This is a genomic window from Oceanibium sediminis, assembly GCF_003265325.1.
In the GTDB taxonomy this organism is placed as follows: Bacteria; Pseudomonadota; Alphaproteobacteria; order Rhodobacterales; family Rhodobacteraceae; genus Halovulum; species Halovulum sediminis.
This window is the reverse complement of the sequence record NZ_QGNX01000005.1, coordinates 170,453-196,855: the sequence shown is the minus strand read 5'-3', so window position 1 is coordinate 196,855 and position 26,403 is coordinate 170,453. Positions and strand designations below refer to the sequence as shown.

Below are 26,403 nucleotides of genomic sequence, written 5' to 3'. Positions count from 1 at the left end.
CGAGTGCTGCGCATGCGGATTTCCGCCAGACCGCCGGGAACGGATGGCGGCCGACGCGCGCTCAGATCAGCGCGTCCCGGTCGAGGTTCAGCTTCACCATCTTCTCGTTCAGCGTGCGACGCCCGATTCCCAGCGCCTCTGCCGCGACGTCCATGCGGCCCTCGTGCGCGCGGATCGTGCGCGCGATCAACTCGCGCTCGAACACCGCCACCGCCTCGCGCAGGGTGGCGGGGATATCCCCCGCCGCATCGCCACGCCGCATCGCCGCCGCGACCGAGCCGCCACCCCTGCGGGCCGCCAGCACGCGCCGCTCGGCCACGTGGCGCAGCTCACGCACGTTGCCGGGCCAGTCATGGGTCAGAAGGCGGCTCACGTCCTCTGCCTCCACCTCTGGGGGGGCGATTTCGTAGAGGGTGGCGTATTCCCGCAGGAAATGCGCGAACAGAAGCGGGATGTCGTCCGCGTGATCGCGCAGCGCGGGCAGATGGATCTCGATCGCGGACAGGCGGAAATACAGGTCCTCGCGGAAGGCGGCCCCGGCCATGGCCTGGCGCAGATCCTCGTTGGTGGCCGTAACGACGCGCAGGTCCAACCGGACCGGCTGGCTGCTGCCCAGCGGTAGCACCTCGCGCGCTTCGAGGACGCGCAGCAGCTTTGACTGAAGCTCCACGTCGCAGGCGCCGATCTCGTCCAGGAACAGCGTGCCGCCATCCGCGGCGCGGAAATGGCCGAGCAGTGCCACCTCTCCGCCGTCGTCGTCACGCCCGAACAGCAGCTCTTCGAATCGTTCGGGGGGGATCGCGGCGCAGTTCACCGCCAGGAACGGCCCCTCGCGATGCGGACCCAGGTCGTGCAGGGCGCGCGCGACCAGTTCCTTGCCCGTGCCCGTCTCGCCCAGAAGCATGGTGTTCGCCTCGGTCCCGACACTGTCGAGCACCGCCTCGCGCAGGCGCTGCATCGCCGCGCCCTGCCCCAGCAGGATCCGGTCGAGCCCGGACAGTGCCTCCAGCCGCTCGCCGAGCCGGGTATTGGCCGCGCTGAGGCGATGCGCCTCGACCGCGTGGCGCAGGATGGTGATCAGCCGGGCCGGATCGAAGGGCTTTTCAACAAAGCTGTAGGCGCCGGATTGCATCGCCTCCACCGCCATCGGGATATCCCCGTGGGCGGACATCAGCACGACGGGCGGTCCACCCGCGCCGATGCGCGACAGCAGGTCCAGGCCGCTCTGTCCGGGCATGCGCACATCCGTCAGCACCGCATCCACCGGCGTCGCCCCAAGCGTGTGCAGGGCCTGGGCGACGCCGGGGCGCAGCATCGGCGCGAAACCCGCGCTTTCCAGCAGATGACCGAGGGAGTCGCGCATCTGCGCGTCGTCGTCGACGACCAGGATCTTGGGTTCGCTCATGGCGCCTCCAGGGGCAGGCTGATGGTGAACACGCTGCCCCCGCCCGGGCGCGGCGCGGCGGTGAGCGAGCCGTTGTGATCCCGCACGATAGCGCGGCTGATCGACAAGCCCAGCCCCATGCCATCGCCAGAGGCCTTGGTGCTGGCGAAAGGCTCGAACATCGCGTCGCGGATGCTGTCGTCGATGCCCGCGCCGTTGTCGGCCACGCGCAACTCGGCCCGCGCGCCCACCTGCTCCAACGTCACGGTGACCTCCGGCCGGGGCATGCCGCGGGTCGCGTCGCGGGCGTTCTGCAACAGGTTGACGACCACCTGTTCCAGGCGCAGCCTGTTGCCGCGCACCGACAGGGCTGGCAGCGCCCCCGGGGCGGGCAGGCGCAGGCCCATGGCGCGCGCGTCGGCGGACATCATCTCGCCCGCCTCGGCGATCACCTCTCGCAGGTCCAGAGAGGCGAGCCCCTCCTCCCCCGGCCGGGCGAAGAATTTCAGCTGGCGGGTCAGCGCCTCCATGCGCGAGATCACCTTCTCCATCCGCTGGGTGAACTTGCCGATATCCTCCCCCGCGCCGTTCATCCTGAGCGAGACGATGTAGTTGCGCATCGCCGACAAGGGCTGCCCCAGCTCATGCGTGACCGAGGCCGAGAGCTGCCCCAGCGCCGCAAGCCGGCTGGCAGCGGCGAGCTCGGACTGCGCCGCTTCCAGGCGCGCCTCCGCGCGGCGGCGTTCCTCGATTTCCCGGCCGAGTTCCTCGTTCAGGCCGCGCAGCGCGCGCCGGTCGTCCTGGGAAATCCGCAGCGCAGTGCGGATTCGCCGGGTGCGCGCCGCCAGGCCCGCCGCCAGGATCAGCCCGAGCACGAAGATGCTGACCCCCATCGCGATTCGCGCCCGCTCCCGCACGGGGGCGAGATCGCCGAGGTAGTGCACCTGCCAGCCAAGGCGGCCCACCGGCACCATGTGGTGCAGGTACTCGCGCCCCTCGACCGCCACCAGCCCCGGCTCGCGGACGATCCAGTTCAGCGGGCTCAGGGGCTCTTCGCCGAACTGGCGTGCCGCGCTCAACGCCGCGCGGCGGGTCGCGCCGAGGGGGGCGATCGTCTGGTATCGCCAGCGCGGGTCCGAGGCGAGCACCACGATGCCGTCTGGATTGACCACCAGCACACGCTCCCCCGCAGCGCGCCAGATATCGGCCAACCGGTTCAGGTCGATCTTGATCGCCACCACGCCGAGGATGGCGCCAGCCCCCCCGCGCACCGGTTCTGCCACGAAATACCCCGGCAAACCCGAGGTCGCGCCGATGGCGAAGAACTCGCCCGGTGTGCCGGAAATGGCGGCGCGGAAATAGGGGCGGAATCCATAGTTCTGGCCAAGAAAGGTCACCGTTTCCCGCCAGTTGGAGGCGGCGATGGTATCGCCGTTGCGGTCCATCAGGTAGATCGCATCGACTTCGGCCGCTTCGGCAAACCCCTCTAGGCGGCGGTTCAGCCCGTTGCCGTCGTCCCGCTCCAGCGCATCGATCACCGCGGCGTCGCGCGCCAGGATATGGGGCAGCGCCGCCGGGCGCTCCAAGGCGGCATCGAGCGTGCTTTTGTAGAACACCGCCTGCGAGCGCGCACGGGCCTGGGCGGATTCGCTCGAAACCCGGTGTGCCACCAGGTAGGCCGCCACGACCGAGGCGACACACAGCAACCCCACCGCGAAACGGAGCAATGTCCGGCGCGGCAGCAGCGCTCTAGGGTGCGGAACGGCATCGACCATAGGTCGCAATAGCGCGGCGGACCGCTCATGTCGAATGTTGGAAGTTCTGGAACGACGATGGCGCGGTTGACGGGGCTCGAACCCGCGACCTCCGGCGTGACAGGCCGGCACTCTAACCAACTGAGCTACAACCGCATCGTGTTGTCGTATCGGGCAGTGGCGCGGTTGACGGGGCTCGAACCCGCGACCTCCGGCGTGACAGGCCGGCACTCTAACCAACTGAGCTACAACCGCATGCCCGCTTCGAGGAAAACCCCGAAGTCCGCGTCTTCTACGGGCGGGCAAAAGGCCCGTCAAGCGCGAAGTCACGGGTTTTGCGGATCAGGGGCCGGGATCGGTAGGAAAATGCGAACGGGCCCGAAAATCCCGCGTGCGGGGTGCAGGGACACGGGGCCGATTTCGTGCATTACCGCCTGAACGCTGGAGTGGTGGTGGGTGATGAGAGACTCGAACTCCCGACATCTTCGGTGTAAACGAAGCGCTCTACCAACTGAGCTAATCACCCGCTGGCGGTGCGTATAGGACGCCTTTGCGAAAGCCGCAAGTGGTGATCTGCCCTGCCACATCCGTGCCGGACCGGAACTAGCGATACCGCGCTGAGAGGAAGGGGAATGGTGGGTGATGAGAGAGTTGAACTCCCGACATCCACGATGTGAACGTGGCGCTCTACCACTGAGCTAATCACCCACCGAGTGGTTTTCCTAGCCGCGCGCGGCGGGAGTTGCAAGCCCCCAGGTGCGGGTGCCGATGGACAAGGACGCATCACATCGAAAACTCTTGGAATGCGCGTCTTTCCGGGCCTGTCGCGGGGCAAGAAACCTCAGACCCCGCGCAGGTCCTCTGCCCGCGCCTTGATATCACCGTTCAGCCCCTCGAATCGGGCTTCGGCCTCGCGCACGCTGGTGCTGTCGCGCAGCAAGGGGGCAAGCAGGCCGGAAAAAACCTCCTTGCTCAACAGGGTCGTCGCGCCAGATTCGGTTTCGGTCAGGACAAAGTCGCGCTTGCTGTCGAATATGCCGGGCAGCGCGGTGCGCCGGACCCATTGCAGGCGGCGCGCGGGCACGATGGCGGTGATGCGCGGCGCGTGGATCACATGCCCGCCCCTGGGCTGCGCCACGCTCACCCTCAGGCGCTTGCCCTTGGCGAGGTCGCCGGACTGGATGCGCATGCGGCTGGTCCAGAGCGGCCAGGCCTCCACCGTCGTCAGCACCGACCAGACCGTTGCAGGGTCTGCTTCAATCCGCGTTTCGGTGGAGATGGTGAACGCCATGTGCGCGGTCGCTACCCTGTCCGTTGCCAGTTGAAAGAAAATGCCCGAACACCTTGATGTCCGGGCATTTTCAGTCTTTGCGATACGCTTAGTGCGCGGGCCGTCCCTGGGATGAACCCGATGCCGGCGCGGCGGCCGCGGCGGCGGCGGCTTCGGCGGCCTCGTCCCAGGTGATGGGTGTCGGCGCCTTGGTCAGGGCGACCTTCAGCACCTCCGCCACGTTGGAGACGGGGATGATCTCCAGCCCGTTCTTCACGTTGTCGGGGATGTCGCGCAGATCCTTCATGTTGTCTTCCGGGATCAGCACGGTCTTCACCCCGCCCCGCAAGGCGGCCAGCAGTTTTTCCTTCAGCCCGCCGATGGGCAGCACGTTGCCGCGCAGCGTCACCTCGCCCGTCATGGCCACGTCGCGGCGCACGGGGATCTGGGTCAGCACCGACACGATGGAGGTCACCATCGCCACCCCGGCAGACGGCCCATCCTTGGGCGTCGCCCCTTCGGGCACGTGGACGTGGATGTCCAGCTTGTCGAACTCCGGCGGCTTGACGCCAAGCTCCGGCGACTTGGAGCGCACGTAGCTGGAGGCCGCGTCGATCGATTCCTTCATCACGTCGCCCAGCTTGCCGGTGGTCTTCATGCGGCCCTTGCCCGGCAGGCGCAGGGCTTCGATGGACAGCAGGTCCCCCCCGACGGAGGTCCAGGCCAGCCCGGTGACGACACCGATCACGTCCTCTTCCTCGGCCAGGCCGTATTTGAAGCGGCGCACGCCGAGCATGTCCTCGAGCTTCTCGGGGGTGACGACGACCTTCTCGGCCTCGCCCTTGACGATGGCGGTCACGGCCTTTCGGGCCAGTTTCGCCAGCTCACGCTCAAGGTTCCGCACACCCGCTTCACGGGTGTAATAGCGGATGATGTCGATCAACGCCTCGTCCGTCAGCTCGAACTCGCCCTTCTTAAGGCCGTGGCCCTTCAGCTGCTTTTGCAGCAGGTGCTGCTTGGCGATCTCGGCCTTCTCGTCCTCGGTGTAGCCGGAGAGCGAGATGATCTCCATCCGGTCCAGAAGCGGGCTCGGCATGTTGTAGGAGTTGGCCGTGGTGATGAACATCACGTTGGACAGGTCGTACTCCACCTCGAGGTAGTGATCCATGAAGGTCGAGTTCTGCTCGGGGTCCAGCACCTCCAGCATGGCGGAGGCCGGATCGCCCCGGAAGTCCTGGCCCATCTTGTCGATTTCGTCCAGCAACATCAGCGGGTTGATCGTCTTGGCCTTCTTCATCGACTGGATGATCTTGCCCGGCATGGAGCCGATATAGGTCCGCCGGTGGCCCCGGATCTCGGATTCGTCGCGCACACCGCCAAGGCTGATGCGGATGAATTCGCGGTTGGTCGCCTTCGCCACGGATTTCCCGAGGCTGGTCTTGCCCACGCCCGGCGGGCCGACAAGGCACAGGATCGGGCCGCGCAGCTTGGAGCTGCGCTGCTGGACCGCCAGGTATTCGACGATCCGTTCCTTCACCTTTTCCAGCCCGTAGTGATCCTGGTCCAGGATCTTCTGGGCGTTGTTCAGGTCCTTCTTCACCCGGCTGCGCTTGCCCCAGGGAATGGACAGCATCCAGTCGAGGTAGTTGCGCACCACCGTTGCCTCCGCGCTCATCGGGGACATGTTGCGCAGCTTCTTCAGTTCGGCCTCGGCCTTTTCGCGGGCTTCCTTGGAAAGCTTTGTCTCGGCGATCTTCTGTTCGTATTCGCCGGCATCGTCGCCGCCACCGTCGGTGTCGCCCAACTCCTTCTGAATGGCCTTCATCTGCTCATTCAGGTAGTACTCGCGCTGGGTGCGCTCCATCTGGGATTTCACGCGGGTCTTGATCTTCTTCTCGACCTTCAGGACGGACATTTCGCCCTGCATCAGGCCATAGATCTTCTCCAGCCGCTCGGCGATGTCGGCGGTTTCCAGCAGGTCCTGCTTTTCCTCGAGGCGAATCCCGAGGTGCCCGGCCACGGTATCGGCCAGCTTCTCGGGGCTGCTCGCGTCGGCGACGGCCTGCATCGCCTCGTCCGGGACGGTCTTGTTCAGCTTGGCGTAGCGCTCGAATTCCTCGGTGACGGAGCGGGTCAGCGCCTCCATCGTGGCGGGATCGCCGACGACTTCGGTGATCAGCGCCGCCTCTGCCTCGAAGAACTCCTCGTTGTCGAGGAAGCGCAGGATATGCGCACGCTGGCGCCCCTCCACCAGCACCTTCACGGTACCGTCGGGCAGCTTCAGCAGTTGCAGCACGTTGGCCAGAACGCCAGTTTCGTAGATCGCGTCCGGGCTCGGGTCTTCATCCGAGGGGTCGCGCTGGGACGACAGCAGGATCTGCTTGTCGTCGCGCATCACTTCCTCCAGCGCGCGGACCGATTTTTCACGGCCCACGAAAAGCGGCACGATCATGTGGGGAAAGACCACGATGTCGCGCAGCGGCAGGACGGGATGGGTGATGCTGCTCAATTCGCTCATGTTTTTATCCTTTGCTGCAAAACGCCGGGGCCCCGGATGTTCTGGCGGCACGATGGCGTTTCCACGTCTTGAACGGAAAATGTGCCTGAAGCCTGTGGTTTTCAAGCTGTCGCTGATTCTGAAACCCAGCTTAGGCGGGCGGAACCGGGGTTAAAAGCGGCATAAAACGTTAATGCGGCGCGATATCGCCCCGGGCCCGTATTGCGTGGAATTCTGCCGAAAAATCGCTCAGCCTGCCTGCTGCGATGGCATCGCGCAGACCCTGCATCAATTCCTGGTAATAATGCAGGTTGTGCCAGGTCAGCAGCATGGAGCTGATGATTTCCTTCGCGCGGAACACGTGGTGCAGGTAGGCGCGCGAGTAGTTCCGGCACGTCGGGCAGGTACAATCCGCATCCAGCGGGCGCGGATCATCAGCGTGGCGCGCGTTCTTGATGTTGATCGCGCCCATGCGGGTCAGCGCCTGCCCCGTACGCCCAGAGCGGGACGGCAGCACGCAGTCGAACATGTCGACGCCACGCTCAACCGCGCCGACGATGTCGTCGGGCTTGCCCACGCCCATCAGGTAGCGCGGCTTGTCCTGCGGCAGTTGCCCCGGCGCGTAGTCGAGCACGCCGAACATGGCCTCCTGCCCCTCGCCCACGGCGAGGCCGCCAATCGCGTAGCCGTCGAATTCTATCGCGCGCAGCGCCTCGGCGCTTTCGCCGCGCAGGTCCTCCTCCAGCCCGCCCTGCTGGATGCCGAACAGCGCATGGCCCGGCCAGTCCCCGAATGCATCGCGCGAGCGTTGCGCCCAGCGCATCGACAGCTTCATGCTTTCCGCGATCCGATCCCGGTCCGCGGGCAGCGCGGGACATTCGTCAAAGCACATCACGATGTCCGAGCCGAGCAGCTTCTGGATCTCCATCGAGCGTTCGGGCGTCAGGTTGAACTCCGTCCCGTCGATGTGAGAGCGGAATTTCACCCCCTCTTCGGTCAGCTTGCGCAGCTCGGTCAGGCTCATCACCTGAAAGCCCCCCGAATCGGTAAGGATCGGGCGCGACCAGTTCATGAACTTGTGAAGTCCGCCAAGGCGGGCCACCCGCTCCGCCCCCGGGCGCAGCATCAAATGGTACGTGTTGCCAAGCAGAATATCCGCCCCCGTGGCGCGCACCGACTCTGGCATCATTGCCTTTACGGTGGCGGCCGTCCCCACCGGCATGAACGCCGGCGTGCGGATTTCACCACGCGGCGTGTCGATCACACCGGTGCGGGCGCGCCCATCTGTCGCGTGGATTGCAAAGGAAAACCGCTTGGACATCGCCTGCCTCACTGGACGTTTCGGGGCGCATTCCTTATATGTTTGCTCAGGAATTGCAACGAGGCCCGGATATGACTGTCGAACCCGATGCCCCGATGGAAGGCACGCCGCTGATCAAGCCGTCGTCCACGGATCATCCGATGTACGAAACCATCTGCGATGCGTGCCGCAGCGTGTACGATCCCGAAATCCCGGTCAACATCTTCGACCTGGGGCTGATCTACACCATCGAGATTTCCGAGGAGAACGAGGTCAGCGTGCTGATGTCGCTGACCGCGCCCGGCTGCCCCGTGGCGGGTGAGATGCCCGGCTGGGTCGCCGAGGCGATCGAGCCGCTGCCCGGCGTGAAAACCGTGGACGTGCAGCTTGTATGGGAACCGCAGTGGGGCATGGACATGATGTCCGACGAGGCCCGGCTTGAACTCGGGTTCATGTAACATCACCCGGGCAAGCCCCCACACTTGATGGCTGGGCCTGCTTCTCCTATCTTTTTGGTACGCAACTCGAAAAGGTGCACCCATGTTCTCCATCCCCGGAAAACCTCCGGTCAGCATTACCCCCGCCGCGGCGGCCCAGATCACCCGCCTGATGGCGGAGGGTGACAAGCAGGGCCTGCGCATCGGCATCAAGAAGGGTGGCTGCGCGGGCATGGAATACACCATGGAATACGTCGACACCGTCGATCCCAACGACGAGGTCGTGGAACAGGACGGCGCGCGGGTGCTGATCGCGCCCATGGCGCAGATGTTCCTGTTCGGGACCGAGATCGACTACAAGACCTCCCTTCTCGAGTCCGGCTTCGCCTTCAACAACCCGAACGTGACCGAAGCCTGCGGCTGCGGCGAATCGATCAAGTTCGAAGGCATGTGATCCCGTTTGCGCTTGCCCGCACAGCTTGCTAGCTAGGGCAAAACACGCAAACGGAGGATGACCATGCGCCGCAAGATCGCTGCCGGAAACTGGAAGATGAACGGCACTCGTGCCAGCCGCGCGGTGCTTGAGGCGCTGGTCCGGGACCATGGCGACACCGCGGCGGAAGTCATCATCTGCCCCCCTGCCCCCTTGATCCCGATCCTCGCCGATGCGGCGGGCGCGTTTTCCATCGGCGGGCAGGACTGCCACGCAGCAGCCTCGGGCCCGCATACCGGCGATATCTCGGCGGAAACGCTGAAGGATTGCGGCGCGAGCCACGTGATCGTCGGCCATTCCGAGCGGCGCGCGGATCACGGCGAAAGTGACGCGGACGTGCTGGCCAAGGCGGAAGCCGCCTATCGCGCCGGGCTTGTCGCCATCATCTGCGTGGGAGAGACCGAGGCAGAGCGGGACGCTGGCCAGACCACGGCAGTTGTCGCGCGCCAGATCGAAGGTTCGGTCACGACAAGCGCCACGGCGGAAAACACCGTGATCGCCTATGAGCCCGTCTGGGCCATCGGCACCGGGCGCACCCCCTCCATAGACGAGATCGCCGAGACCCACGCCGCCCTGCGCGCCATGGTGGCGAAGCGTCTGGGCAGCGAAACCGCCGCGGCGATGCGCCTGCTCTACGGCGGCTCGGTGAAGCCCGGCAACGCCGCCGAGATCTTCGCGCTTGAAGATGTCGACGGCGGACTGGTCGGCGGCGCCTCTCTCAAGGCCGAGGATTTCGGCCCGATCATCGACGCCGCCGCTGGCTGACAGGCTCAGCCGTTCGCAGGCTCCTCACGGGGCTGGTGGGGGCGAATCTTGTAGTGCATCGCCAGACGCTGAAGGGCGATGCGCAACACCACCTTGCCCGAGCGCGCCGACCAGCCCAGCCGCTTCTCCGCGGTCTCCAGCCCTTCAAGGAAGCAGCACACCCGGAACGCCACGTCCGACAGGCCGGGGCCGAGCGTCTTCATGGCGGCGGCAACGCGGTCCCGCGCGGCCTGCGGCCCTTCGGCGGCACCAGCACCGCCGGGGGCCTTCGGCGACTGCTTCGGGGTCAGAAAGGCTTCCCAGTTCTGGGTGATGCGCGGCCCCATCTGGGCGATCTCGAAATCCTCGCGCAGGCGTTCGCCCGCCTCGACCAGGTCCGGTGACAGGTAGGGCACGCCGGTCTTGTCCCGCTTGCGCCCGAGCGCGGTCAGCGGGCTTTCCGCCAGGTTGTAGCGCACCCGCGTCTCACCATCGGCACCGGCAACGCGGCGTTCGGCGAATTCCTGGTGCTGGCTGCGGAAGGGTGAGCCCTGCTCGGCGTAGGGGCCGCGCGGCGTGCGCGCCTGGCGCTCCTCCTCCAGCAGGCGCTTGAGCGCGGCGCGCCCGGCGTCCGTCACGGTGTAGCGTGCGATCTTGCCCGCGTGGCTGCATCCGATCCAGTCCTTCAGCGCGAACTGATGGGCGATATCACGGTCGACGACAGCGGTGCGGGTATGGCGGCCCGGCGCGGTCTCTCGCAGGACGACGGCCCGCTCCATGGCATCCGAGACAGCCAGAAAAGCGCCGGTTTCGCACAGGCGGCGCAGGATCCTGCGCGCCTCCCGCGTGACTTTCTGGTCGAGATCTTCGGCTTGGGATTTCAGTCGCGCAATCATGTGTTCCCAGTCCTCCACAGGTTTTTGGGGGGGCAAATCAGTGAGGGGCGGAAGGGCCGCGGCCGCGCAATCGAGAGCTGCATCCACGAGGGGGTCATCACGGCGTTCCTCGACCCGGCGGACCTGCCGCAGGATCGTGGACGCCGGACAGTGGTGAAGCCGCGCAATGGCCCGCAACGAAAGGCCACCGACCGTGTGGGCGAGATAGGCCCGCTCGGCACCGCCAAGCGCCGCGAACAGGTGCAACCCTTCCTGTGAGGAACTGATTAAATGCTCGCGATCTTGGGTCGGACATGCAGAAAGCACGGGATCGCTCTACCTTATAATTCTCGCATCTCAACCTAAAGTTGATTGGTAAATGAGCGATTAACACACGGTTTGAATTGACATAAATCCGTTATTTCAGCGCTCCCGCAGTACGCTGGTTGCGAAAAAACGCAACGCAGGGTTGCGCGCCGCGATAGTGGGCCGGTCACCTGAACCTGATCGGAGCACCCCCATGCGCGACCTTTCCACATCCCTCGCAAACCTTCGCCGCCCCCGCCTGCTCGTCGGGGCCGCCCGCAAGGGGTTGTGCCTGTACCGACGCGAGCGGGACCTGCCGCGAATCCTCGGCGAAACGCCGGGCCGGACCGGTCTCGGCGACAAGCTGATGGGATTGGAACAGAAGCTGGAGCAGACCCGCGCGCGCGGCGACGTCACCTATTCGGTCAGCCGCCATATCGCGGTGCTGACCGCCCTTCTGGCCGAGGCGCGGCTGCGCCCCGATACCGCCTGAGGCCACCCGCAGGCGCGCCGTCCCCCAGGTGCGCCGCAGCCCGACGCCTCAGACGAAGGCGTCGGGCATCGAGTCCTTCTTCTGGCGCACGTAGGCGTCAAGGGACTCGGCGATCGCCGGGTCCATCGCGGGGGGCTGGTAGTCCGCCAGCATCCTGGCGACCCGGGCGTTGGCCAGCGACTGGCTGTCGCGGCTGCCCTCGTCCGTCCAGGTTTCATAGGGCTTGTAGTCGAACACCTGGCTGCGCCAGAACGAGTCTTGGAAGTTCGCCTGCGTGTGCGCGCAGCCAAGGAAATGCCCCCCCGGCCCCACCTCGCGCAGGGCGTCCATCGCCTGGCCGTTCTCGCTGATGTCGACGCCCCGCGCGAAGGCGTGCAGTGCCCCGAGCTGATCCGCGTCCAGCACGAATTTCTCGAAACTGGCGACCAGGCCGCCCTCCAGCCAGCCACAGGCGTGCAGCATGAAGTTGACGCCCCCCAGAAGCGCGGCGTTCAGCGTGTTCGCCGACTCGTAGCCCGCCTGCGCGTCCGGAAGCTTCGAGCCGCACAGCCCCCCGCCCGAGCGGAACGGCAGGTTCATCCGCCGCGCCAGCTGCCCCGCGCCGTAGAGGATCTTGGACGCTTCCGGCGTACCGAAGGTCGGCGCGCCCGAGTTCATGTCGATGGAGGCGACGAACGCCCCGAAGATCACCGGCGCGCCGGGGCGCACCAGCTGCGCATAGGCGCATCCCACCATCGCCTCGGCCAGAACCTGCGTCAGGGTGCCCGCCACGCTGACCGGCGACATCGCCCCGCCCACGATGAAGGGCGAGACGATGCACGCCTGGTTGGCGCGCGCATACACCTCCAGCGCGCCCATCATCACCGAATCGAAGGTCAGCGGAGAGTTGATGTTGATGAGCGAGGTCATCACCGTGTTGTTGTCCACGAAGTCCGCCCCGAACAGCAGCTTGCTCATCTCCACGCTGTCGGCAGCGCGCGAGGGTTCGGTGACCGATCCCATGTAGGGCTTGTCGCTCAGCGTCATATGCGCGTGCAGCATGTCGAGGTGGCGCTTGTTCACGGCCACGTCGGTCGGCTCGCAGACGGTGCCGCCCGAATGTTGCAGCCATTTCGACATGTAGCCGAGGCGCACGAAGTTCTGGAAATCCTCCAGCGTGGCATAGCGGCGGCCACCGTTCGCGTCGCGCACGAAGGGCGGGCCGTAGACAGGGGCAAGGACGAGGGAGTTACCGCCGATCTCCACGTTGCGCTCGGGGTTGCGGGCGTGCTGGGTGATGGTGGCGGGCGCGGTCTCGCACAGCTTGCGCGCCAGCCCGCGGGGAATGTGGATCCGGTCACCCCGAATATCCGCGCCGGCGTCTTTCCAGGTCTGCACCGCCTGCGGATTGTCGGGAAAGGCGACGCCGATCTCCTCCAGCACGGTATCGGCGTTGGCCTCGATGATCTGAAGCGCTTCCTCGTTCAGGATGTCGAAGGTCGGGATGTTGCGCCGGATCGTCGGCGCGCACTCGATTCGCACCGCCGTGCGCTCGGCGCGCCGGGCGGCCCCGCCCCCCGCGCCGCGGGTGCGCCGCCGTGTCCCGTCTGCTGCTTGTGCCATGACCCGATCCCCTGCCTTCAGATGCAACTCCTGCGTCGGCATGCAACATGCCTGCAGACTTATACGCGCCCGACGCGCCCGCACTCTGGGACAAATCCGAACCCCGCCACGTCAAAGGCGACATTCCGGCCACTTGCGCGAATCCGCGCCGCGCCCTAAAGCCCGCTCCATGACAGACACCTCCCATGACCGCCTTCTGATCGTCGACTTCGGCAGCCAGGTAACGCAGCTGATCGCGCGCCGCCTGCGCGAGCTGAACGTCTATTGCGAAATCCATCCGTTCCAGGCGGTCACGTCGGAGTTTCTGACCGACTTCGCCCCGAAGGCGGTGATTCTGTCCGGCGGCCCGGCCAGCGTCATCGACGAAGGCTCGCCCCGCCCGCCGGAAGAGGTGTTCAGCCTCGGCGTGCCGGTGCTGGGGATCTGCTATGGCCAGCAGGTGATGATGCAGATGCTCGGCGGCCACGTCGAGCGCGGGCACGGCACCGCCGAGTTCGGCCGCGCCTACGTGACGCCCGAAGTCGACCGCCTGCCCCTGCTGGAGGGCTGGTTCACCGAGGGGCGCGAGCAGGTCTGGATGTCCCACGGGGATCACGTCAGCCGCATCGCGCCGGGCTTCAAGGTGTTCGGCACCTCGCCCGCCGCGCCCTTCGCGATCACCGGCGATCCGGCGCGCAACTTCTATGCTGTGCAGTTCCACCCCGAGGTGCACCACACCCCGAACGGGCGCAAACTGTTCGAGGGGTTCATCCGCCTCGCCGGGTTCAAGGGCGACTGGACCATGGGCGCCTACCGCGAGGAAGCGATCGCCAAGATCCGCGAACAGGTCGGCGGCGGCAAGGTGATCTGTGCGCTTTCCGGCGGGGTCGACAGTTCAGTCGCCGCCGTGCTGATCCACGAGGCGATCGGCGAGCAGCTGACCTGCGTCTACGTCGACCACGGGCTGATGCGCCAGGACGAGTCCGAGCAGGTGGTCGGCATGTTCCGCGAGCATTACAACCTGCCCCTGATCCACGCGGACGAGAGCGACCTGTTCCTGACCGCGCTGGAAGGGGTTTCGGACCCCGAGCAGAAGCGCAAGATCATCGGCAAGCTGTTCATCGAGGTGTTCGAGAAGCACGCCGCGGAAATCGGCGGCGCGGATTTCCTGGCCCAGGGCACGCTTTACCCCGACGTGATCGAAAGCGTCAGCTTCTCCGGCGGGCCGAGCGTCACGATCAAAAGCCACCACAACGTCGGCGGCCTGCCCGAGCGCATGAACATGCAGCTGGTCGAGCCGCTGCGCGAGCTGTTCAAGGACGAGGTCCGCGCCCTGGGGCGTGAGCTGGGCCTGCCGCAAAGCTTTATCGGCCGCCACCCCTTCCCGGGCCCTGGCCTCGCCATCCGCTGCCCGGGCGAGATCACCCGCGACAAACTCGACATCCTGCGCAAGGCGGACGCCGTCTACATCGACCAGATCCGCAAGCACGGGCTTTACGACGAGATCTGGCAGGCCTTCGTGGCGCTGCTGCCGGTGCGCACCGTGGGCGTGATGGGCGACGGGCGCACCTATGACTACGCCTGCGCGCTGCGCGCGGTGACGAGCGTGGACGGGATGACCGCGGATTACTACCCGTTCACCCACGAGTTCCTGGGCGAAACCGCAACCCGGATCATCAACGAGGTTCAGGGGATCAACCGCGTCACCTATGACATCACCTCGAAACCGCCGGGAACCATCGAGTGGGAATAAGCGGCGGGCGCCAGCACGTCGTTTATCGCGCGGAAAGAATGCAGGATGCCGGGGCTTTTCCCCGGCATTTTCTTTGCACGACGGCAAAGCTGCGCGCGGCTGTGCAAACGGCGCGCCGGCGTCGCCGCGATGCCGGGGCATTCGGTGATGCTCGCCGATAGCTGCCGCGCGCACGCATGTCGGGCCAGCAATTAGCGGTACTGAATTTCTGAAATAGGGGGGAAGGCCGAACCGGCCCTGAGGGGTCTGCCGTGCCCCGCCCGGGCGGGGCGGGACACGGCCTTGTCTTACATCTGGCCTTCGCGGCGGCTTTCCATCAGCCCCATGACCAGGCTGACGCACATCGCCAGCAGCACGATGGCAAATGGAAGGCCAGTGCTGACGGACATCGCCTGCAATGCCCCCAGCGCCCCGGCGCCACCGACCAGCAGCAGAGTGGCGGCGACAACGCCTTCGAAGGTGCACCAGAACACGCGCTGGGACACCGGCGCATCGGTCTTGCCCCCGGCGGTGATCGTATCGATCACCAGCGACCCGGAGTCCGACGAGGTGACGAAGAACACCAGCACCAGCACGATCCCAAGGAACGACGTGATGCCCGAGAAGGGCAACGGCTTCAGCATCTCGAACAGCTTCAGCTCAAGCGCGGCATCCTTCACCGGCGCGGCGGCATCCGCCATCACCTGGGAAATCGCCGTGCCACCGAAGACGCCCATCCAGACGACGCAGACCAGCGTCGGGATCACGATCACGCAGAACATGAACTCGCGAACCGTGCGGCCACGGCTGACACGGGCGATGAACATGCCGACGAAGGGCGACCAGGAAATCCACCACGCCCAGTAGAACGAGGTCCAACCCTGGGTGAAGTTGGTATCCTCACGCCCGAAGGGGTTCGACAGCGGCACGAGGTCCACGACGTAAGCCGTCCCACCCTGGATGATCGTGCTGAAGATCGTGCCCGTGGGGCCCGCGATCAGCACGAACAGCAGCAACAGACCGGCCAGCGCAATGTTGATCTCGGACAGCACTTTCACACCGCCGTCGAGACCGCGCATCACCGAAACAAGCGCCAGCGCCGTGATCAACCCGATCAGGATCACCTTGGCGACATTGCCGGTGCCCCAGCCGAACAGGTAGTTCAGACCCGCAAGGGCCTGCTCGGTCCCGAAGCCAAGCGACGTGGCCAGGCCGAACAGCGTGGCGAAGACCGCGACGATGTCGATCACGTGGCCCGGCCAGCCCCAGATCCGCTCCCCCAGGAGGGGATAGAACGCCGAGCGCAGGGTCAGCGGCAGCCCGCGGTTGAAGGTGAAGAACGCCAGCGACAGCGCCACGACGGCATAGATCGCCCAAGGGTGCAGCGCCCAGTGGAAGATGGTGGCCGCCATGCCGAGGTTGCGGGCCGCCTCCAGGTCGCCCTGTGCGCCGCCAAGCGGGGCCCAGTCGGTGCGTGCACCGCCTTCGACGGCGGTTCCCCCCAAGGATGAGGCGTAGTGCGACATCGGTTCGGACACCCCGAAGAACATCAGGCCGATGCCCATGCCCGCCGCGAACAGCATCGCGAACCAGCCCATGTAGCTGTAATCGGGCGTCGCCTCCGCGCCGCCCAGGCGGATCTTGCCCAGGGGCGAGATCATCAGGACGATGCTCAGCACCACGAACACGTTGGCCGCGCTGAGGAAGAACCAGTCGAAGGTCGACGTCAGGAAGGGCCTGAGCCAATTAAAGAACTCGGACGCCTGATCCTGGAATGCAAGCGTCAGGAAAACGAATACAACGATGGACAGGCCCGAGATCAGGAACACAGGGTTGTGAATATCAAGCCCGAAAGGAGTGATATTCTGATCCCCGATCTCGTAATCGGTTTCTATTGGATGTGGTGCCGCCTCTGCGGCTGGGTCCACGGCGTCAGTCATGAAACTACTCCGGGTTATGTTTGGGCGCCGGTGTCCCGGCTTCGATGGTCAGGCGATGCAGTGCATGCACAACTCCCCCCGTGGGTAACACAAGGTCCGCATCAGGATACAAGCGAAAACCGCCTGCAATGGCGCAAATACGACCATCGGCATGTCGTTTTCCACCTGTTCTACCGCGCCACGCGGGGCGGCTTCGGGCAGGCATGGCTGCGCCGCGGGGTCCCCTCCGCCCCCCGGCGGGCGGGTATGACCGGTCCCGCGCAGTGCGAACAAGTGTCGCAAGGACCGGCATCGGAACGCTGCAAAGACGCCCCGCCGCGCGCCATGGCGGCGGCGTTCGGTGGGGCTATTTCTGGACCGCCAGAAGCCCGTCGGCGCTGATCCTACCGACACTGCAGGCCGAAACGTCCGCCGCGCGGTACCCGGTTTCCAGCCACTCGGATCGCGCGGCGATACCGATCGCGACCCTCGGGCCGGCGTGCACGGGCTCCCGGCCCCAATGGGCATCGGTGAAGGGCTCGTCCGCGAACCAGGCGCTCAGCGCCGGGCGGCGCGCATCGGCGCGCTTCAGCAGGAAACCGGCCAGGCACGCGACCTGGCGCGTCACCATCCCGCGCAGCTCCGCCTCGTTCTGCGGCTCGGCGCGGATCGTGCGCAGGGCGATATCCGCAACGCCGTGGCGCACCTGGATGGCGTGGCCGAAAAGATGCGCGACGACATAGGCGGCCGCCTCGGGCCCGATGCGCGCCTCAAGATCGTTGGCGATGAAGATCGCGTTCTGGCTTGTGCAGTAGCGCCCCAGGTCCGAGGCGTCACCGCCGCCGCACACCGCGCCGATCTGCGTTGTCAGCCGCACCGGCGGCAGGCGCGCGAAGCTGCGGTTCGCCGCCTCGACCACGTCCGAGACGGCCCGCGCCGTATCCGGGCCCGTTGCGCCCATCTGCAGCCCCTGCCCCGCGGCGGAACCGGCAAAACCCAGAATTGCGAGCGTCGTGAGGAGTTTGATCATGACCGAACCCTAGGCCAGCGCAGCGCCCGCCGACAAGCCGCAAACGCCTTGACCCGGGCGGCGGGCGGGATCATACCGCGCGAATGGACCAGACATCCCGCCCCCTGCTCGCCGCGCTTTACATGAGCGGCGCAATGCTGTCGTTCACGCTGATGGCTGTCGCCGGGCGCGAACTGGCGGGCCGTCACGACACGTTCGAGATCATGATGTACCGCTCGATGCTGGGGATCTTCATCGTGCTGGGGATCGGGCACATGGCGGGCACGCTGCACCAGATCTCGGCGCGGCGGATCCGCCTGCACACGCTGCGCAACCTGTTTCACTTCGCGGGCCAGAACCTGTGGTTCTTCGCCGTCGCGACGATCCCCATGGCGCAGCTTTTCGCGCTTGAGTTCACCTCTCCGATCTGGGTCGCTCTCGCCGCGCCGCTGGTGCTGGGAGAGCGGTGGCGCTCGGTCCGGCTGACGGCGGCGCTGCTAGGCTTCACCGGCATCCTGATCGTCGCCCGCCCGGGCATGATCGCGATCACGCCCGGCGTCATTACCGCGATGCTGGCCGCCTTCGGCTTCGCCGGGGCGATCCTGACCACCAAGATGCTGAGCCGCGACCAAAGCGTGACCTGCATCCTGTTCTGGCTGGTCGTCCTGCAGACCGGGTTCGGCATTGTCACCGCGGGGATGGACGGCGAAATCCGCCTGCCTGACGCGGGCTCGCTGCCGTTCCTGGCCATCGTGGGCTGCACCGGGCTGTTCAGCCACTGGTGCATTACCAACGCGCTGTCGGTCGCGCCCGCCTCCATCGTCAGCCCGATGGAGTTCCTGCGCCTGCCCCTTGTCGCCTTCGTCGCCTATATCCTGTACGCCGAGCCGCTGGAGTGGCCCGTATTCCTGGGCGCCGCGGTGGTGTTTTCCGCAAACCTTCTCAACATCTGGTCCGAGCAGCGGCGACAAAACGTCCCCGCGTAAGTCGAGCCTTTCGCAGTTGCAGCAATCGTGCTAGCGCACGCCCAAACACGAAAACGGAGTCATTTTCATGGATATCGACAAGATCCCCGCAGGCAAGAACGCCCCCAAGGACATCAACGTGGTGATCGAGATCCCCGGCGGCGCCGGGGGCGGCGCACCGATCAAGTACGAGATCGACAAGGACTCCGGCGCCGTCTTCGTCGACCGGATCGTCAACACGCCGATGTTCTACCCCTGCAACTACGGCTTCGTGCCCAACACCCTGCACGCCGACGGTGACCCCACCGACGTGCTGGTGCTGTGCGACTTCACCCTTCAGCCCGGCGTCGTGATCCGCTGCCGCCCCGTGGGCGTGCTGAAGATGGAAGACGATGGCGGCATGGACGACAAGCTGATCGCCGTTCCGGTGGAAAAGGTCGATCCCTTCCAGGCCGGCATCCAGGACCTGGACGACGTGCCCTCCAAGACGCGCGACCGCATCAAGCACTTCTTCGAGCACTACAAGGACCTGGAAGAAGGCAAGTGGGTCAAGGTCATCGGCTGGGGCGACAAGGCCGAGGCCGAGGCGATCCTGCAGACCTCCATCGATGCGATGATCAAGTAAGACCTGCCGGGCGTTTGCGCGCCTTTCAGCCCTGACAAAGTGACGCCGCGTCATCGCCCGATGACGCGGCGTCATCGCTTGTGACCCCTGCCCCCTTATGTATCCCGGATGATGATCACGTTAGCGGCAGATTCGGGAGGTTGCTGTGAACAAAGGGAAAATTCGGCTTTCGGGCCAGACACTCATATTCGCGCTTGCGGGGACAACCGCACTGGCGGGGGGGCTGGAGCGTTCCGTCCTGAACACCTCGCCCCTGTTCGAGGAGGGGCGCTACCTGGAATTCAGCGGCGCGCTCGTGCTGCCCGATCTCAGCGGCGACGGCGGCACCATTCCCCCCGCCTTCGGTGGCCCCCTGCCCCTGTCGGGCAACACCGGCAACCTGCTGGAGTCCTACGCAACGCTCGGCGTCGCCTACAAGGCGGATATCAACGACAGCCTGTCCTACGCGATCATCGTCAACCAGCCGCTGGGCGCGAACACCGCCTATCCCACGGGATCGGCCCCAAGCCCGCTGGATGCGCAGAACGTCTATGGCGGCTCCAGCGCGAACCTTACTTCTGTCGCCTTGACCGGCCTGCTGGCCTATGACGTGACCGAGCGGATCAAGATCTTCGGCGGGCCGGTGTTGCAGACGCTGACGGCCGATGCCTCCATCGCCTTCCTGTCGGATTACGCGGTGGAGACCAACACCTCCGCCGGGATCGGCTACACGCTCGGCGCGGCCTACTCGGTGCCCGACATCGCGCTGCGCGTCGGCGTCACCTATCGCTCGGCCATCGAGCATGACCTCGACACGCGGGAATCGAGCCTGGCGCTGGGGACGAACGCCACGCAGACGACGCTGGAGACGCCGCAATCGGTGACGCTGGACGCGCAGACCGGCATCGCGAAGGACACTCTGCTGTTCGGGCAGATCAACTGGGTCGACTGGTCGGAATTCGCCATCGCGCCACCGAACTACACCACGCTGACGGGCGGCCGCCCGCTGGTGGACTACCAGGAGGACTGGACGACCTATACGCTGGGCGTGGGTCGGCGCTTTTCCGAGACCTGGTCGGGCGCGGTTTCCTTCAGCTACGAGCCGCAGACCAAAACGGAGCTGACCTCGCTCGGGCCGATCGACGGGCGTTACGGGGTGAGCCTGGGCGCGACCCATGAGACCGACCGATACAAGGTCTCGGGCGGGGTGAGCTACTCGGTGCTCGGCAATGCGCGCAATGTGCTGGATACCGACTACGACAACGGCTCGGCGCTTGGCGTGGGGCTGAGAATCGGCTTCAAGCTGTAGGCCTGCCACGTCCGGGGCGGCGGCGGGTGCGAGGGGCCAGCCCCTCGCGCTCCCCGGGATATTTGTGGACTTTGGAGGGGGTCGGCTTGCATCTTCGTGGCGATTGGGCGAAGCCTGTGGCGCCCTCAGGACCGGACCAAGCGCCCATGCAGAAAATGACCCGCACCGACTGGAACGCCGCCCCCAACAAGCGTGTCGCACTGTTCGGCATGTCCGGGCTGGGCAAGACCCATCTGTCCGACATGCTGCGCGGCGGCGGGGAGTGGTTTCACTATTCCGCCGATTTCCGCATCGGCACGCGCTACATGGGCGAGCATATCGTGGACAACTTCAAGCGCGAGGCGATGCAGAACCCGTTCCTGCGCGAGCTGCTGATGTCGGATTCGATCTATATCGCCTCCAACATCTCGTTCCAGAACCTCGCGCCGCTGTCCACCTACCTCGGCAAGCCCGGCGATCCTGCCAAGGGCGGCATTCCGTTCGAAGAATACGTGACGCGCCAGCGCCAGCACCGCGAAGCGGAAATCGCCGCCACGCTGGACGCGCTGCATTTCGCGACCAAGGCGCGCGATATCTACGGCTATCCGCATTTCGTCTGCGACACCTCCGGCTCGCTTTGCGAAGTGGTCGATCCCTGGGACCCCGAGGACCCCGTCCTGAAGCCCCTGTCCGAAGCGATCCTGCCGGTCTGGATCCGGGGCACCGACGCCGATGTCGAGGCTCTGGTGGCCCGTTTCGCCAAAGCCCCGAAGCCGATGTACTATCAGGAGGACTTCCTGCGCGGGATCTGGGCCGAGTACCTGCAGAAGATGGGCGTCGGGGAAACCAAGGTGGACCCGGACGATTTCATCCGCTGGGGATTCCGCCGCCTGATCGACCACCGCCTGCCGATCTATCGCGCGATGGCAGAGAACTGGGGCATCACCGTCGACGCCGCGGCGGTGGCGAAGGTCGCCACGCCCGAGGATTTCGACGCCCTGATCGCCGCCGCCCTGCCGGGCTGACGCCCGCCCGTGTTTCAGCGCCCTGACGCGAAGCTGAACACCCCGTGGTTGCGGGCGGTCGATTGCTGCCCTATCTATCGGCACCCGACGAGTGTGGAAGACAAGTGAAATGCCGATCAAGATCCCTGCCGACCTGCCCGCCTTTGACGTCCTCTCTTCCGAGGGGGTCATGGTCATGGCCGAGGAACGCGCCGCGCATCAGGATATCCGGCCCCTTCAGATCGGGCTGCTGAACCTGATGCCGAAGAAGGCCGAGACCGAGACGCAGTTCGCCCGCGTCATCGGCTCCACCCCGTTGCAGATCGACCTGACGCTGATCCGCATGTCCGAGCATGAGACGCGCAACACCTCCTCGGCGCATATGGAGGCGTTTTATCACCGATTCCAGGACCTGAAGGATCGCAAGTTCGACGGGCTGATCATTACCGGCGCGCCGATCGAGCACCTGGATTTCGACGCCGTCACCTACTACGACGAACTGCGCGAGATCTTCGACTGGACGCAGACCAACGTGCACCGGACCATGGGTGTGTGCTGGGGCGGCATGGCGATGATGAACCACTTCCACGGTGTTCAAAAGCTTATGCTGCCGGCAAAGGCGTTCGGCTGTTTCCGGCATCGCACGGTCAGCAACGCCTCGCCCTACCTGCACGGGTTCTCCGACGATCTTCTGGTGCCCGTCAGCCGCTGGACGGAGATGAGCGAAGCCGACATCGCGGCGGCGCCGGGCCTGAATGTGCTCGTCACCTCGGACGAGGTGGGCCCCTGCCTGATCGAGGATCCCGGCCACCGGGCGCTCTATATGTTCAACCACCTGGAATACGACAGCGATACGCTGAAACAGGAATACGACCGGGACGTCGCCAATGGGGACGCGATCGCCGTGCCGCTGAACTATTATCCGGGCGACAACCCGGCCCTGCCCCCGGCGAACCGCTGGCGCAGCCATGGGCACCTGCTCTACGGCAACTGGATCAACGAGATCTACCAGACGACGAAATACGACCTTGCCGAAATCGGAACCGAATAGGCTTCGCCGCCGCCTACTTCTTGGGGGCGGCGGCGCGCTCGCCCTTGCGGCGGGCGGTTGCGTGGCGATGAGAGGGGCGGAGTTGGGCGCATCTGAGCAATCGCCGAGCGGGCAGTTCGTGACCGTTGACGGGCTGCGGCTGCATTACCGGATCCTGGGAAAGGGGCCGAAGGCGGTGGTCATCCACGGCGCCAGCGGCAACCTGCGGGACTGGACCGCGGGCCCCGCGCAGCGCCTGGGCGAAACCCACCAGCTGCTATTGTTCGACCGCCCCGGCCTGGGCTTTTCCGAGCGTCCCGCCAAGGATGGCGACGACCCTTCCGTGCAGGCGGCGCTGATGCGCAAGGCGGCGGGGGAACTGGGCTTTGGCGGCGCGCCCGTGGTGGGCCATTCGCTTGGCGGCGCGGTGGCGCTGGCCTGGGCGCTGGATGCGCCCGGCGAAACGCCGGGGCTGCTTCTGATCGCCTCCCCCAGCCAGGTGTGGGAGGGGGGCGTCGGCACGCTTTACAACCTGCTGCACAATCCCCTGACCGGCCCGCTGGTCGCGCGCGCCCTGCCCCTGCTGGCCACCGACAGGCTGGCGCGGGATACCGTCGCGCGCATCTTCGAGCCGCAATCGCCCCCCAGGGGGTATCTCGACTGGGTGAGCCCGCGCCTGACGCTGCGCCCTTCTGTCCTGCGGGCCAACGCGGCGGACGTGGGCAACCTGAAGGGCTACATCCGAGAGATGGTGCCGCGTTACGGGCGGCTGACGATGCCGGTGGAACTGGTGCACGGCGATACCGACGACACGGTGCCAAGCCACATCCACTCGGAAGTCACGGTCGCGACCTTGCAGAATGCGCGGCTGACCCTGCTGCCGGGGATCGGGCACATGCCGCACCATACCTCCACCGGGCAGATCGCGGCGGCGCTGGCCCGGCTGACCCGCTGAGCGGCCCACTCCGAGGATCGCCGTCCCAGGATCGTTGCGATACCCCGTGATCCGGGCAATACTCCTGTGAAAAGAAAGGACTGTCCCCCGATGCATTCCGGATTCCAGAAGCCCTATGACGGCGCGATCAGCCGGTTCTTCGAGGAAGCCGCCCCCGAGGCCGTGCGCGAGGCGATCTCCGGGTCCGGCAAGAAGGACATCCTGGACGAGACCTACCCCTATGACGTCGAGATGGACGGCGACGCCTACGATACCCAGATGGAGGCATTGCAGATCGCGCTGATGCGCACCCAGATCTGGGTGCAGAACACCGGCGCGCGCGTCGCCGTGGTGTTCGAGGGGCGCGACGCCGCCGGCAAGGGGGGCACGATCAAGCGGTTCCGCGAAAATCTGAATCCCCGCGTGGCGCGGGTCGTGGCGCTGTCCAAACCGTCCGAGGTGGAGCGCGGCCAATGGTATTTCCAGCGTTACATCCAGCACCTGCCGACCGATGGGCAAATGGTGTTCTTCGACCGCTCCTGGTACAATCGCGGCGTTGTCGAGAAGGTCTTCGACTTCTGCACCGAAACGCAGCGCCAGCAATTCTTCAACCAGGTCAACGGCTTCGAGGCGATGGTGGCGGAGGATGGCATCCACATCCTCAAGATCTGGCTGAATGTCGGCCGGGCCGAACAGCTGCGCCGCTTCCTCAAGCGCGAAAGCGATCCGCTGAAACACTGGAAGCTGTCGTCCATCGACGTCAAGGGCCTGGCCAGGTGGGATGCCTACAGCGATGCGATCCGCGAGACGCTGACGATCAGCCACAGCGACCGGGTGCCCTGGGCCGTGATCCGCTCGGACGACAAGAAGCGCGCGCGCCTCGCCGCCATTCGCCAGGTGCTGGGCGCGCTGCCCGTCGATGGGCTCGATGTCGACTCCCCGGACCCCCGGATTTGCGGCACGCCCGCCGCCATGGGGCTGTCCTGAGATGCCGCCGGCCCTTGCTGCCACGGACGCCGGGCGTTACCTGACAGCGCATGTCCAGGGATGATCGGCAGGCCCGCCGCGGCTATCACCACGGCAATCTGAAACAAGCGCTGGTGGACGCCACGCTGGAACTGGTGGTCGAACGCGGCCCCCAGGGCTTCACCATGGCCGAGGCGGCGCGCAAGGCCGGGGTCAGCGCGGGCGCGCCCTATCGCCACTTTAAGGGCCGAGAGGAAATCATCGAGGAAGCCGCCCGCCAGGGGTTCGAGATGTTCGCCGACCTGATGGAACACGCCTACGCCAGCGCCCCGCCATCCGCGCTGGCGCGGTTCGAGGCGACGGGGCGCGCCTATCTCGCCTTCGCGCGGAAGTTTCCCGGCCACTACATCACCATGTTCGAAAGCGGCCTGCCGATCGCGCAGAACAGCGACCTGAAGCGCACCACGGACCGGGCCTTCGCGGTTCTGACCCGCGCGGCGGAAGAACTGATCGCCCGGATGCCGAAGGACAAGCGCCCCCCCGCCAGCATGGTGTCCAACCACATCTGGGCCATGAGCCACGGCGTGGTGGAGCTGTTCTCGCGCGGTCAACCGGGCACGAAGACCCCCTTCGCGCCCGAGGACCTGCTGGAATCGGGCATCGGGATCTACCTGCGCGGGCTTGGCCTGATCGAGCGCGACGACTGAGATCGCAAAAATGTAAAAATTATTTACATTGCCCCTTGCGGGGGCCCCGGGGGCGTCCCATGTAGGGTAATGTAAATGATATTTACATGCTGAAAGGATCGCAAATGAACTCTGTTTCCCATGCCCTGCGCGAGGCGCAAGCCTGGCTGGACGCCCGCGGAAAGGGCGCCTGGATCGCCGCCATGGTGGTCGGCTTCATCCTGTTCTGGCCCATTGGCCTCGCCCTTCTCGCCTACATGATCTGGAGCAATCGCATGTCCTGTTCTGCCCGCAAATGGTCCACCACCGGCGCCCGGTTCCGCCACTCCTCCGGCAACACGGCGTTCGATGGCTACCGCGACGCCACGCTGAAGCGCCTCGAGGATGAACAGGCCGCCTTCCAGGAATTCCTGGAGCGTCTGCGCAAGGCAAAGGACCAGTCCGAGTTCGACCAGTTCATGGAAGACCGCGCCAAGCGCCGCGACGAGCCGAGCCGCCCCGCCGCCCCCTCGGGCTTCGAAGAGGCGCCGGCCTGAGCCTGCCCGTGACGATCCTGCCCGCCCCGCGCAAAGGGGCGGGCCGGCTTGCTTCCCTCTTTAGTTGTCAGGACAGCGATTATGTCATTCTATGCGGATATGGACCCGTTCAACGATCTGCCCCACCCGGAACACGACAAGCAATTCTATGAAGGCGTCCCGTCCAAGCGGCTGGCGGCCTGGGTGTTCGACCTGATCCTGATCACCATCCTCAGCGGGGTGTTCACCCTGGCCTTCGGGATCATCACCTTCGGGTTCGGCTTCATGGCCTTCCCGGCGATCCTGTTCTTGTTCAGCTTCCTCTATCGCTGGCTGACCATCGCGAGCAGCTCCGCCACATGGGGGATGCGCCTGATGGGGATCGAGCTGCGCACCCGCAAGGGCCACCGCCTTGACGGAATGACGGCCGCCATCCATAGCGGCATGTTCGTCGCGCTGATGGCCAGCGTGGTCGGTGCGCTGGCGACGGCGGGGTGCATCCTGACCACGCGCTACAACCAGGGTCTGCCCGACCTCATCCTCGGCACGACCGCCATCAACCGCCCCGTCGACTGAGGGCGGCGGCAAGGATCAGCACCCACAGCACCCCGGTCGGA

Annotated in this window: 24 protein-coding genes and 4 tRNA genes; 15 read left to right on the top strand and 13 right to left on the bottom strand. The window is 66.0% G+C overall.

The genetic code is table 11. The features are described 5' to 3' along the window. Positions 1-61: 61 nt before the first annotated feature. The 9 genes from DJ029_RS14300 to tgt form a co-directional block, all read right to left on the bottom strand. Positions 62-1,405 (bottom strand): sigma-54-dependent transcriptional regulator, encoded by a 1,344-nt coding sequence (locus DJ029_RS14300; protein WP_112323155.1) that lies wholly within the window; start codon positions 1,403-1,405, stop codon positions 62-64. Then, positions 1,402-3,111: a sensor histidine kinase gene (locus DJ029_RS14295; RefSeq protein WP_198671162.1), complete on the bottom strand. Its 1,710-nt coding sequence runs from the start codon at positions 3,109-3,111 to the stop codon at positions 1,402-1,404. Before DJ029_RS14295 ends, DJ029_RS14300 begins: the two co-directional genes overlap by 4 nt. Positions 3,112-3,217: 106 nt before the next feature. Beyond that, positions 3,218-3,294, bottom strand: a tRNA-Asp gene (locus DJ029_RS14290). A 22-nt stretch (positions 3,295-3,316) separates the two neighbouring features. Continuing rightward, a tRNA-Asp gene (locus tag DJ029_RS14285) sits at positions 3,317-3,393 on the bottom strand. A 195-nt stretch (positions 3,394-3,588) separates the two neighbouring features. Continuing rightward, positions 3,589-3,664: transfer RNA gene (locus tag DJ029_RS14280), tRNA-Val, on the bottom strand. Positions 3,665-3,771: 107 nt separating this feature from the next. Next, positions 3,772-3,846 (bottom strand) — tRNA-Val (locus DJ029_RS14275). A 133-nt stretch (positions 3,847-3,979) separates the two neighbouring features. Continuing rightward, complete coding sequence (locus DJ029_RS14270) at positions 3,980-4,429, bottom strand: SRPBCC domain-containing protein (protein ID WP_112323153.1); 450 nt, start codon at positions 4,427-4,429, stop codon at positions 3,980-3,982. Between the two features lie 88 nt (positions 4,430-4,517). Next, positions 4,518-6,926: an endopeptidase La gene (gene lon / locus DJ029_RS14265; RefSeq protein ID WP_112323152.1), complete on the bottom strand. Its 2,409-nt coding sequence runs from the start codon at positions 6,924-6,926 to the stop codon at positions 4,518-4,520. Between the two features lie 169 nt (positions 6,927-7,095). After that, the gene (gene tgt, locus DJ029_RS14260) at positions 7,096-8,226 is read right to left on the bottom strand and encodes a tRNA guanosine(34) transglycosylase Tgt (protein ID WP_112323151.1); all 1,131 of its coding nucleotides are present in this window, start codon (positions 8,224-8,226) and stop codon (positions 7,096-7,098) included. Positions 8,227-8,297: 71 nt separating this feature from the next. Between tgt and DJ029_RS14255 the strand changes: the two genes are divergently transcribed. The 3 genes from DJ029_RS14255 (at position 8,298) to tpiA (ending at position 9,900) form a co-directional block, all read left to right on the top strand. Further along, positions 8,298-8,663 (top strand): DUF59 domain-containing protein, encoded by a 366-nt coding sequence (locus tag DJ029_RS14255; RefSeq protein WP_112323150.1) that lies wholly within the window; start codon positions 8,298-8,300, stop codon positions 8,661-8,663. Positions 8,664-8,745: 82 nt separating this feature from the next. Then, positions 8,746-9,096 carry a HesB/IscA family protein gene (locus DJ029_RS14250; RefSeq protein WP_112323149.1) on the top strand — a complete coding sequence of 117 codons (351 nt, stop codon included), beginning with the start codon at positions 8,746-8,748 and terminating at the stop codon, positions 9,094-9,096. Positions 9,097-9,159: 63 nt separating this feature from the next. Further along, complete coding sequence (gene tpiA / locus DJ029_RS14245; protein WP_112323148.1) at positions 9,160-9,900, top strand: triose-phosphate isomerase; 741 nt, start codon at positions 9,160-9,162, stop codon at positions 9,898-9,900. Between the two features lie 5 nt (positions 9,901-9,905). Here the strand turns inward: tpiA and DJ029_RS14240 are convergent, their stop codons facing one another. Next, the gene (locus DJ029_RS14240; protein WP_232823085.1) at positions 9,906-10,775 is read right to left on the bottom strand and encodes a DUF6456 domain-containing protein; all 870 of its coding nucleotides are present in this window, start codon (positions 10,773-10,775) and stop codon (positions 9,906-9,908) included. 499 nt (positions 10,776-11,274) lie between these two features. Here DJ029_RS14240 and DJ029_RS14235 point away from each other — a divergent pair, with 499 nt between their 5' ends. Then, positions 11,275-11,553 (top strand): DUF6477 family protein, encoded by a 279-nt coding sequence (locus DJ029_RS14235; protein WP_112323147.1) that lies wholly within the window; start codon positions 11,275-11,277, stop codon positions 11,551-11,553. Positions 11,554-11,601: 48 nt separating this feature from the next. Here DJ029_RS14235 and DJ029_RS14230 read toward each other — a convergent pair whose 3' ends face one another. After that, complete coding sequence (locus DJ029_RS14230) at positions 11,602-13,155, bottom strand: trimethylamine methyltransferase family protein (protein ID WP_112323146.1); 1,554 nt, start codon at positions 13,153-13,155, stop codon at positions 11,602-11,604. A 169-nt stretch (positions 13,156-13,324) separates the two neighbouring features. Between DJ029_RS14230 and guaA the strand changes: the two genes are divergently transcribed. Beyond that, complete coding sequence (gene guaA, locus DJ029_RS14225) at positions 13,325-14,887, top strand: glutamine-hydrolyzing GMP synthase (RefSeq protein WP_112323145.1); 1,563 nt, start codon at positions 13,325-13,327, stop codon at positions 14,885-14,887. A 287-nt stretch (positions 14,888-15,174) separates the two neighbouring features. Here guaA and DJ029_RS14220 read toward each other — a convergent pair whose 3' ends face one another. Both DJ029_RS14220 and DJ029_RS14215 read right to left on the bottom strand, forming a co-directional pair. Beyond that, positions 15,175-16,806 carry a BCCT family transporter gene (locus tag DJ029_RS14220; RefSeq protein ID WP_112323144.1) on the bottom strand — a complete coding sequence of 544 codons (1,632 nt, stop codon included), beginning with the start codon at positions 16,804-16,806 and terminating at the stop codon, positions 15,175-15,177. A 346-nt stretch (positions 16,807-17,152) separates the two neighbouring features. Further along, on the bottom strand, positions 17,153-17,815 hold the full coding sequence (locus DJ029_RS14215; protein WP_112323143.1) for a neutral zinc metallopeptidase: 663 nt from the start codon (positions 17,813-17,815) through the stop codon (positions 17,153-17,155). A gap of 83 nt (positions 17,816-17,898) precedes the next feature. Between DJ029_RS14215 and DJ029_RS14210 the strand changes: the two genes are divergently transcribed. From DJ029_RS14210 to DJ029_RS14165, 10 genes are all read left to right on the top strand, one after another. Next, positions 17,899-18,780: a DMT family transporter gene (locus tag DJ029_RS14210; RefSeq protein ID WP_112323142.1), complete on the top strand. Its 882-nt coding sequence runs from the start codon at positions 17,899-17,901 to the stop codon at positions 18,778-18,780. A 67-nt stretch (positions 18,781-18,847) separates the two neighbouring features. Further along, complete coding sequence (ppa, locus tag DJ029_RS14205) at positions 18,848-19,384, top strand: inorganic diphosphatase (RefSeq protein ID WP_112323141.1); 537 nt, start codon at positions 18,848-18,850, stop codon at positions 19,382-19,384. A 145-nt stretch (positions 19,385-19,529) separates the two neighbouring features. Continuing rightward, positions 19,530-20,672 carry an OmpP1/FadL family transporter gene (locus DJ029_RS14200; RefSeq protein ID WP_157966385.1) on the top strand — a complete coding sequence of 381 codons (1,143 nt, stop codon included), beginning with the start codon at positions 19,530-19,532 and terminating at the stop codon, positions 20,670-20,672. 146 nt (positions 20,673-20,818) lie between these two features. Continuing rightward, the gene (locus DJ029_RS14195) at positions 20,819-21,676 is read left to right on the top strand and encodes an ATPase (protein WP_112323139.1); all 858 of its coding nucleotides are present in this window, start codon (positions 20,819-20,821) and stop codon (positions 21,674-21,676) included. Positions 21,677-21,785: 109 nt separating this feature from the next. Beyond that, on the top strand, positions 21,786-22,706 hold the full coding sequence (locus tag DJ029_RS14190) for a homoserine O-succinyltransferase (protein WP_112323138.1): 921 nt from the start codon (positions 21,786-21,788) through the stop codon (positions 22,704-22,706). A gap of 82 nt (positions 22,707-22,788) precedes the next feature. Beyond that, positions 22,789-23,640, top strand: a complete 852-nt coding sequence (locus DJ029_RS14185) for an alpha/beta fold hydrolase (RefSeq protein WP_157966384.1) — start codon at positions 22,789-22,791, stop codon at positions 23,638-23,640. A 90-nt stretch (positions 23,641-23,730) separates the two neighbouring features. Further along, a complete protein-coding gene (gene ppk2 / locus DJ029_RS14180; protein WP_112323136.1) occupies positions 23,731-24,606 on the top strand; it encodes a polyphosphate kinase 2 in 876 nt (291 codons plus the stop codon). Between the two features lie 50 nt (positions 24,607-24,656). Then, positions 24,657-25,292 (top strand): TetR/AcrR family transcriptional regulator, encoded by a 636-nt coding sequence (locus tag DJ029_RS14175; protein WP_112323135.1) that lies wholly within the window; start codon positions 24,657-24,659, stop codon positions 25,290-25,292. Between the two features lie 104 nt (positions 25,293-25,396). Next, complete coding sequence (locus DJ029_RS14170) at positions 25,397-25,807, top strand: DUF2852 domain-containing protein (protein WP_232823084.1); 411 nt, start codon at positions 25,397-25,399, stop codon at positions 25,805-25,807. An 81-nt stretch (positions 25,808-25,888) separates the two neighbouring features. Next, positions 25,889-26,362 carry an RDD family protein gene (locus DJ029_RS14165; RefSeq protein ID WP_112323133.1) on the top strand — a complete coding sequence of 158 codons (474 nt, stop codon included), beginning with the start codon at positions 25,889-25,891 and terminating at the stop codon, positions 26,360-26,362. Positions 26,363-26,403 lie beyond the last annotated feature (41 nt).

Bases quoted from the DNA above. Each gene is read 5' to 3' on its own strand.
- DJ029_RS14195 (WP_112323139.1), top strand. From the start codon at position 20,819: ATGCAGAAAATGACCCGCACCGACTGGAACGCCGCCCCCAACAAGCGT.
- DJ029_RS14165 (WP_112323133.1), top strand. From the start codon at position 25,889: ATGTCATTCTATGCGGATATGGACCCGTTCAACGATCTGCCCCACCCG.
- DJ029_RS14220 (WP_112323144.1), bottom strand. From the start codon at position 16,806: ATGACTGACGCCGTGGACCCAGCCGCAGAGGCGGCACCACATCCAATA.
- DJ029_RS14255 (WP_112323150.1), top strand. From the start codon at position 8,298: ATGACTGTCGAACCCGATGCCCCGATGGAAGGCACGCCGCTGATCAAG.
- tgt (WP_112323151.1), bottom strand. From the start codon at position 8,226: ATGTCCAAGCGGTTTTCCTTTGCAATCCACGCGACAGATGGGCGCGCC.
- DJ029_RS14215 (WP_112323143.1), bottom strand. From the start codon at position 17,815: ATGATCAAACTCCTCACGACGCTCGCAATTCTGGGTTTTGCCGGTTCC.
- tpiA (WP_112323148.1), top strand. From the start codon at position 9,160: ATGCGCCGCAAGATCGCTGCCGGAAACTGGAAGATGAACGGCACTCGT.
- DJ029_RS14210 (WP_112323142.1), top strand. From the start codon at position 17,899: ATGGACCAGACATCCCGCCCCCTGCTCGCCGCGCTTTACATGAGCGGC.
- DJ029_RS14270 (WP_112323153.1), bottom strand. From the start codon at position 4,429: ATGGCGTTCACCATCTCCACCGAAACGCGGATTGAAGCAGACCCTGCA.
- lon (WP_112323152.1), bottom strand. From the start codon at position 6,926: ATGAGCGAATTGAGCAGCATCACCCATCCCGTCCTGCCGCTGCGCGAC.
- ppa (WP_112323141.1), top strand. From the start codon at position 18,848: ATGGATATCGACAAGATCCCCGCAGGCAAGAACGCCCCCAAGGACATC.
- DJ029_RS14170 (WP_232823084.1), top strand. From the start codon at position 25,397: ATGAACTCTGTTTCCCATGCCCTGCGCGAGGCGCAAGCCTGGCTGGAC.
- ppk2 (WP_112323136.1), top strand. From the start codon at position 23,731: ATGCATTCCGGATTCCAGAAGCCCTATGACGGCGCGATCAGCCGGTTC.
- DJ029_RS14235 (WP_112323147.1), top strand. From the start codon at position 11,275: ATGCGCGACCTTTCCACATCCCTCGCAAACCTTCGCCGCCCCCGCCTG.
- DJ029_RS14250 (WP_112323149.1), top strand. From the start codon at position 8,746: ATGTTCTCCATCCCCGGAAAACCTCCGGTCAGCATTACCCCCGCCGCG.
- DJ029_RS14175 (WP_112323135.1), top strand. From the start codon at position 24,657: ATGTCCAGGGATGATCGGCAGGCCCGCCGCGGCTATCACCACGGCAAT.
- DJ029_RS14230 (WP_112323146.1), bottom strand. From the start codon at position 13,155: ATGGCACAAGCAGCAGACGGGACACGGCGGCGCACCCGCGGCGCGGGG.
- DJ029_RS14300 (WP_112323155.1), bottom strand. From the start codon at position 1,405: ATGAGCGAACCCAAGATCCTGGTCGTCGACGACGACGCGCAGATGCGC.
- DJ029_RS14240 (WP_232823085.1), bottom strand. From the start codon at position 10,775: ATGATTGCGCGACTGAAATCCCAAGCCGAAGATCTCGACCAGAAAGTC.
- DJ029_RS14190 (WP_112323138.1), top strand. From the start codon at position 21,786: ATGCCGATCAAGATCCCTGCCGACCTGCCCGCCTTTGACGTCCTCTCT.
- guaA (WP_112323145.1), top strand. From the start codon at position 13,325: ATGACAGACACCTCCCATGACCGCCTTCTGATCGTCGACTTCGGCAGC.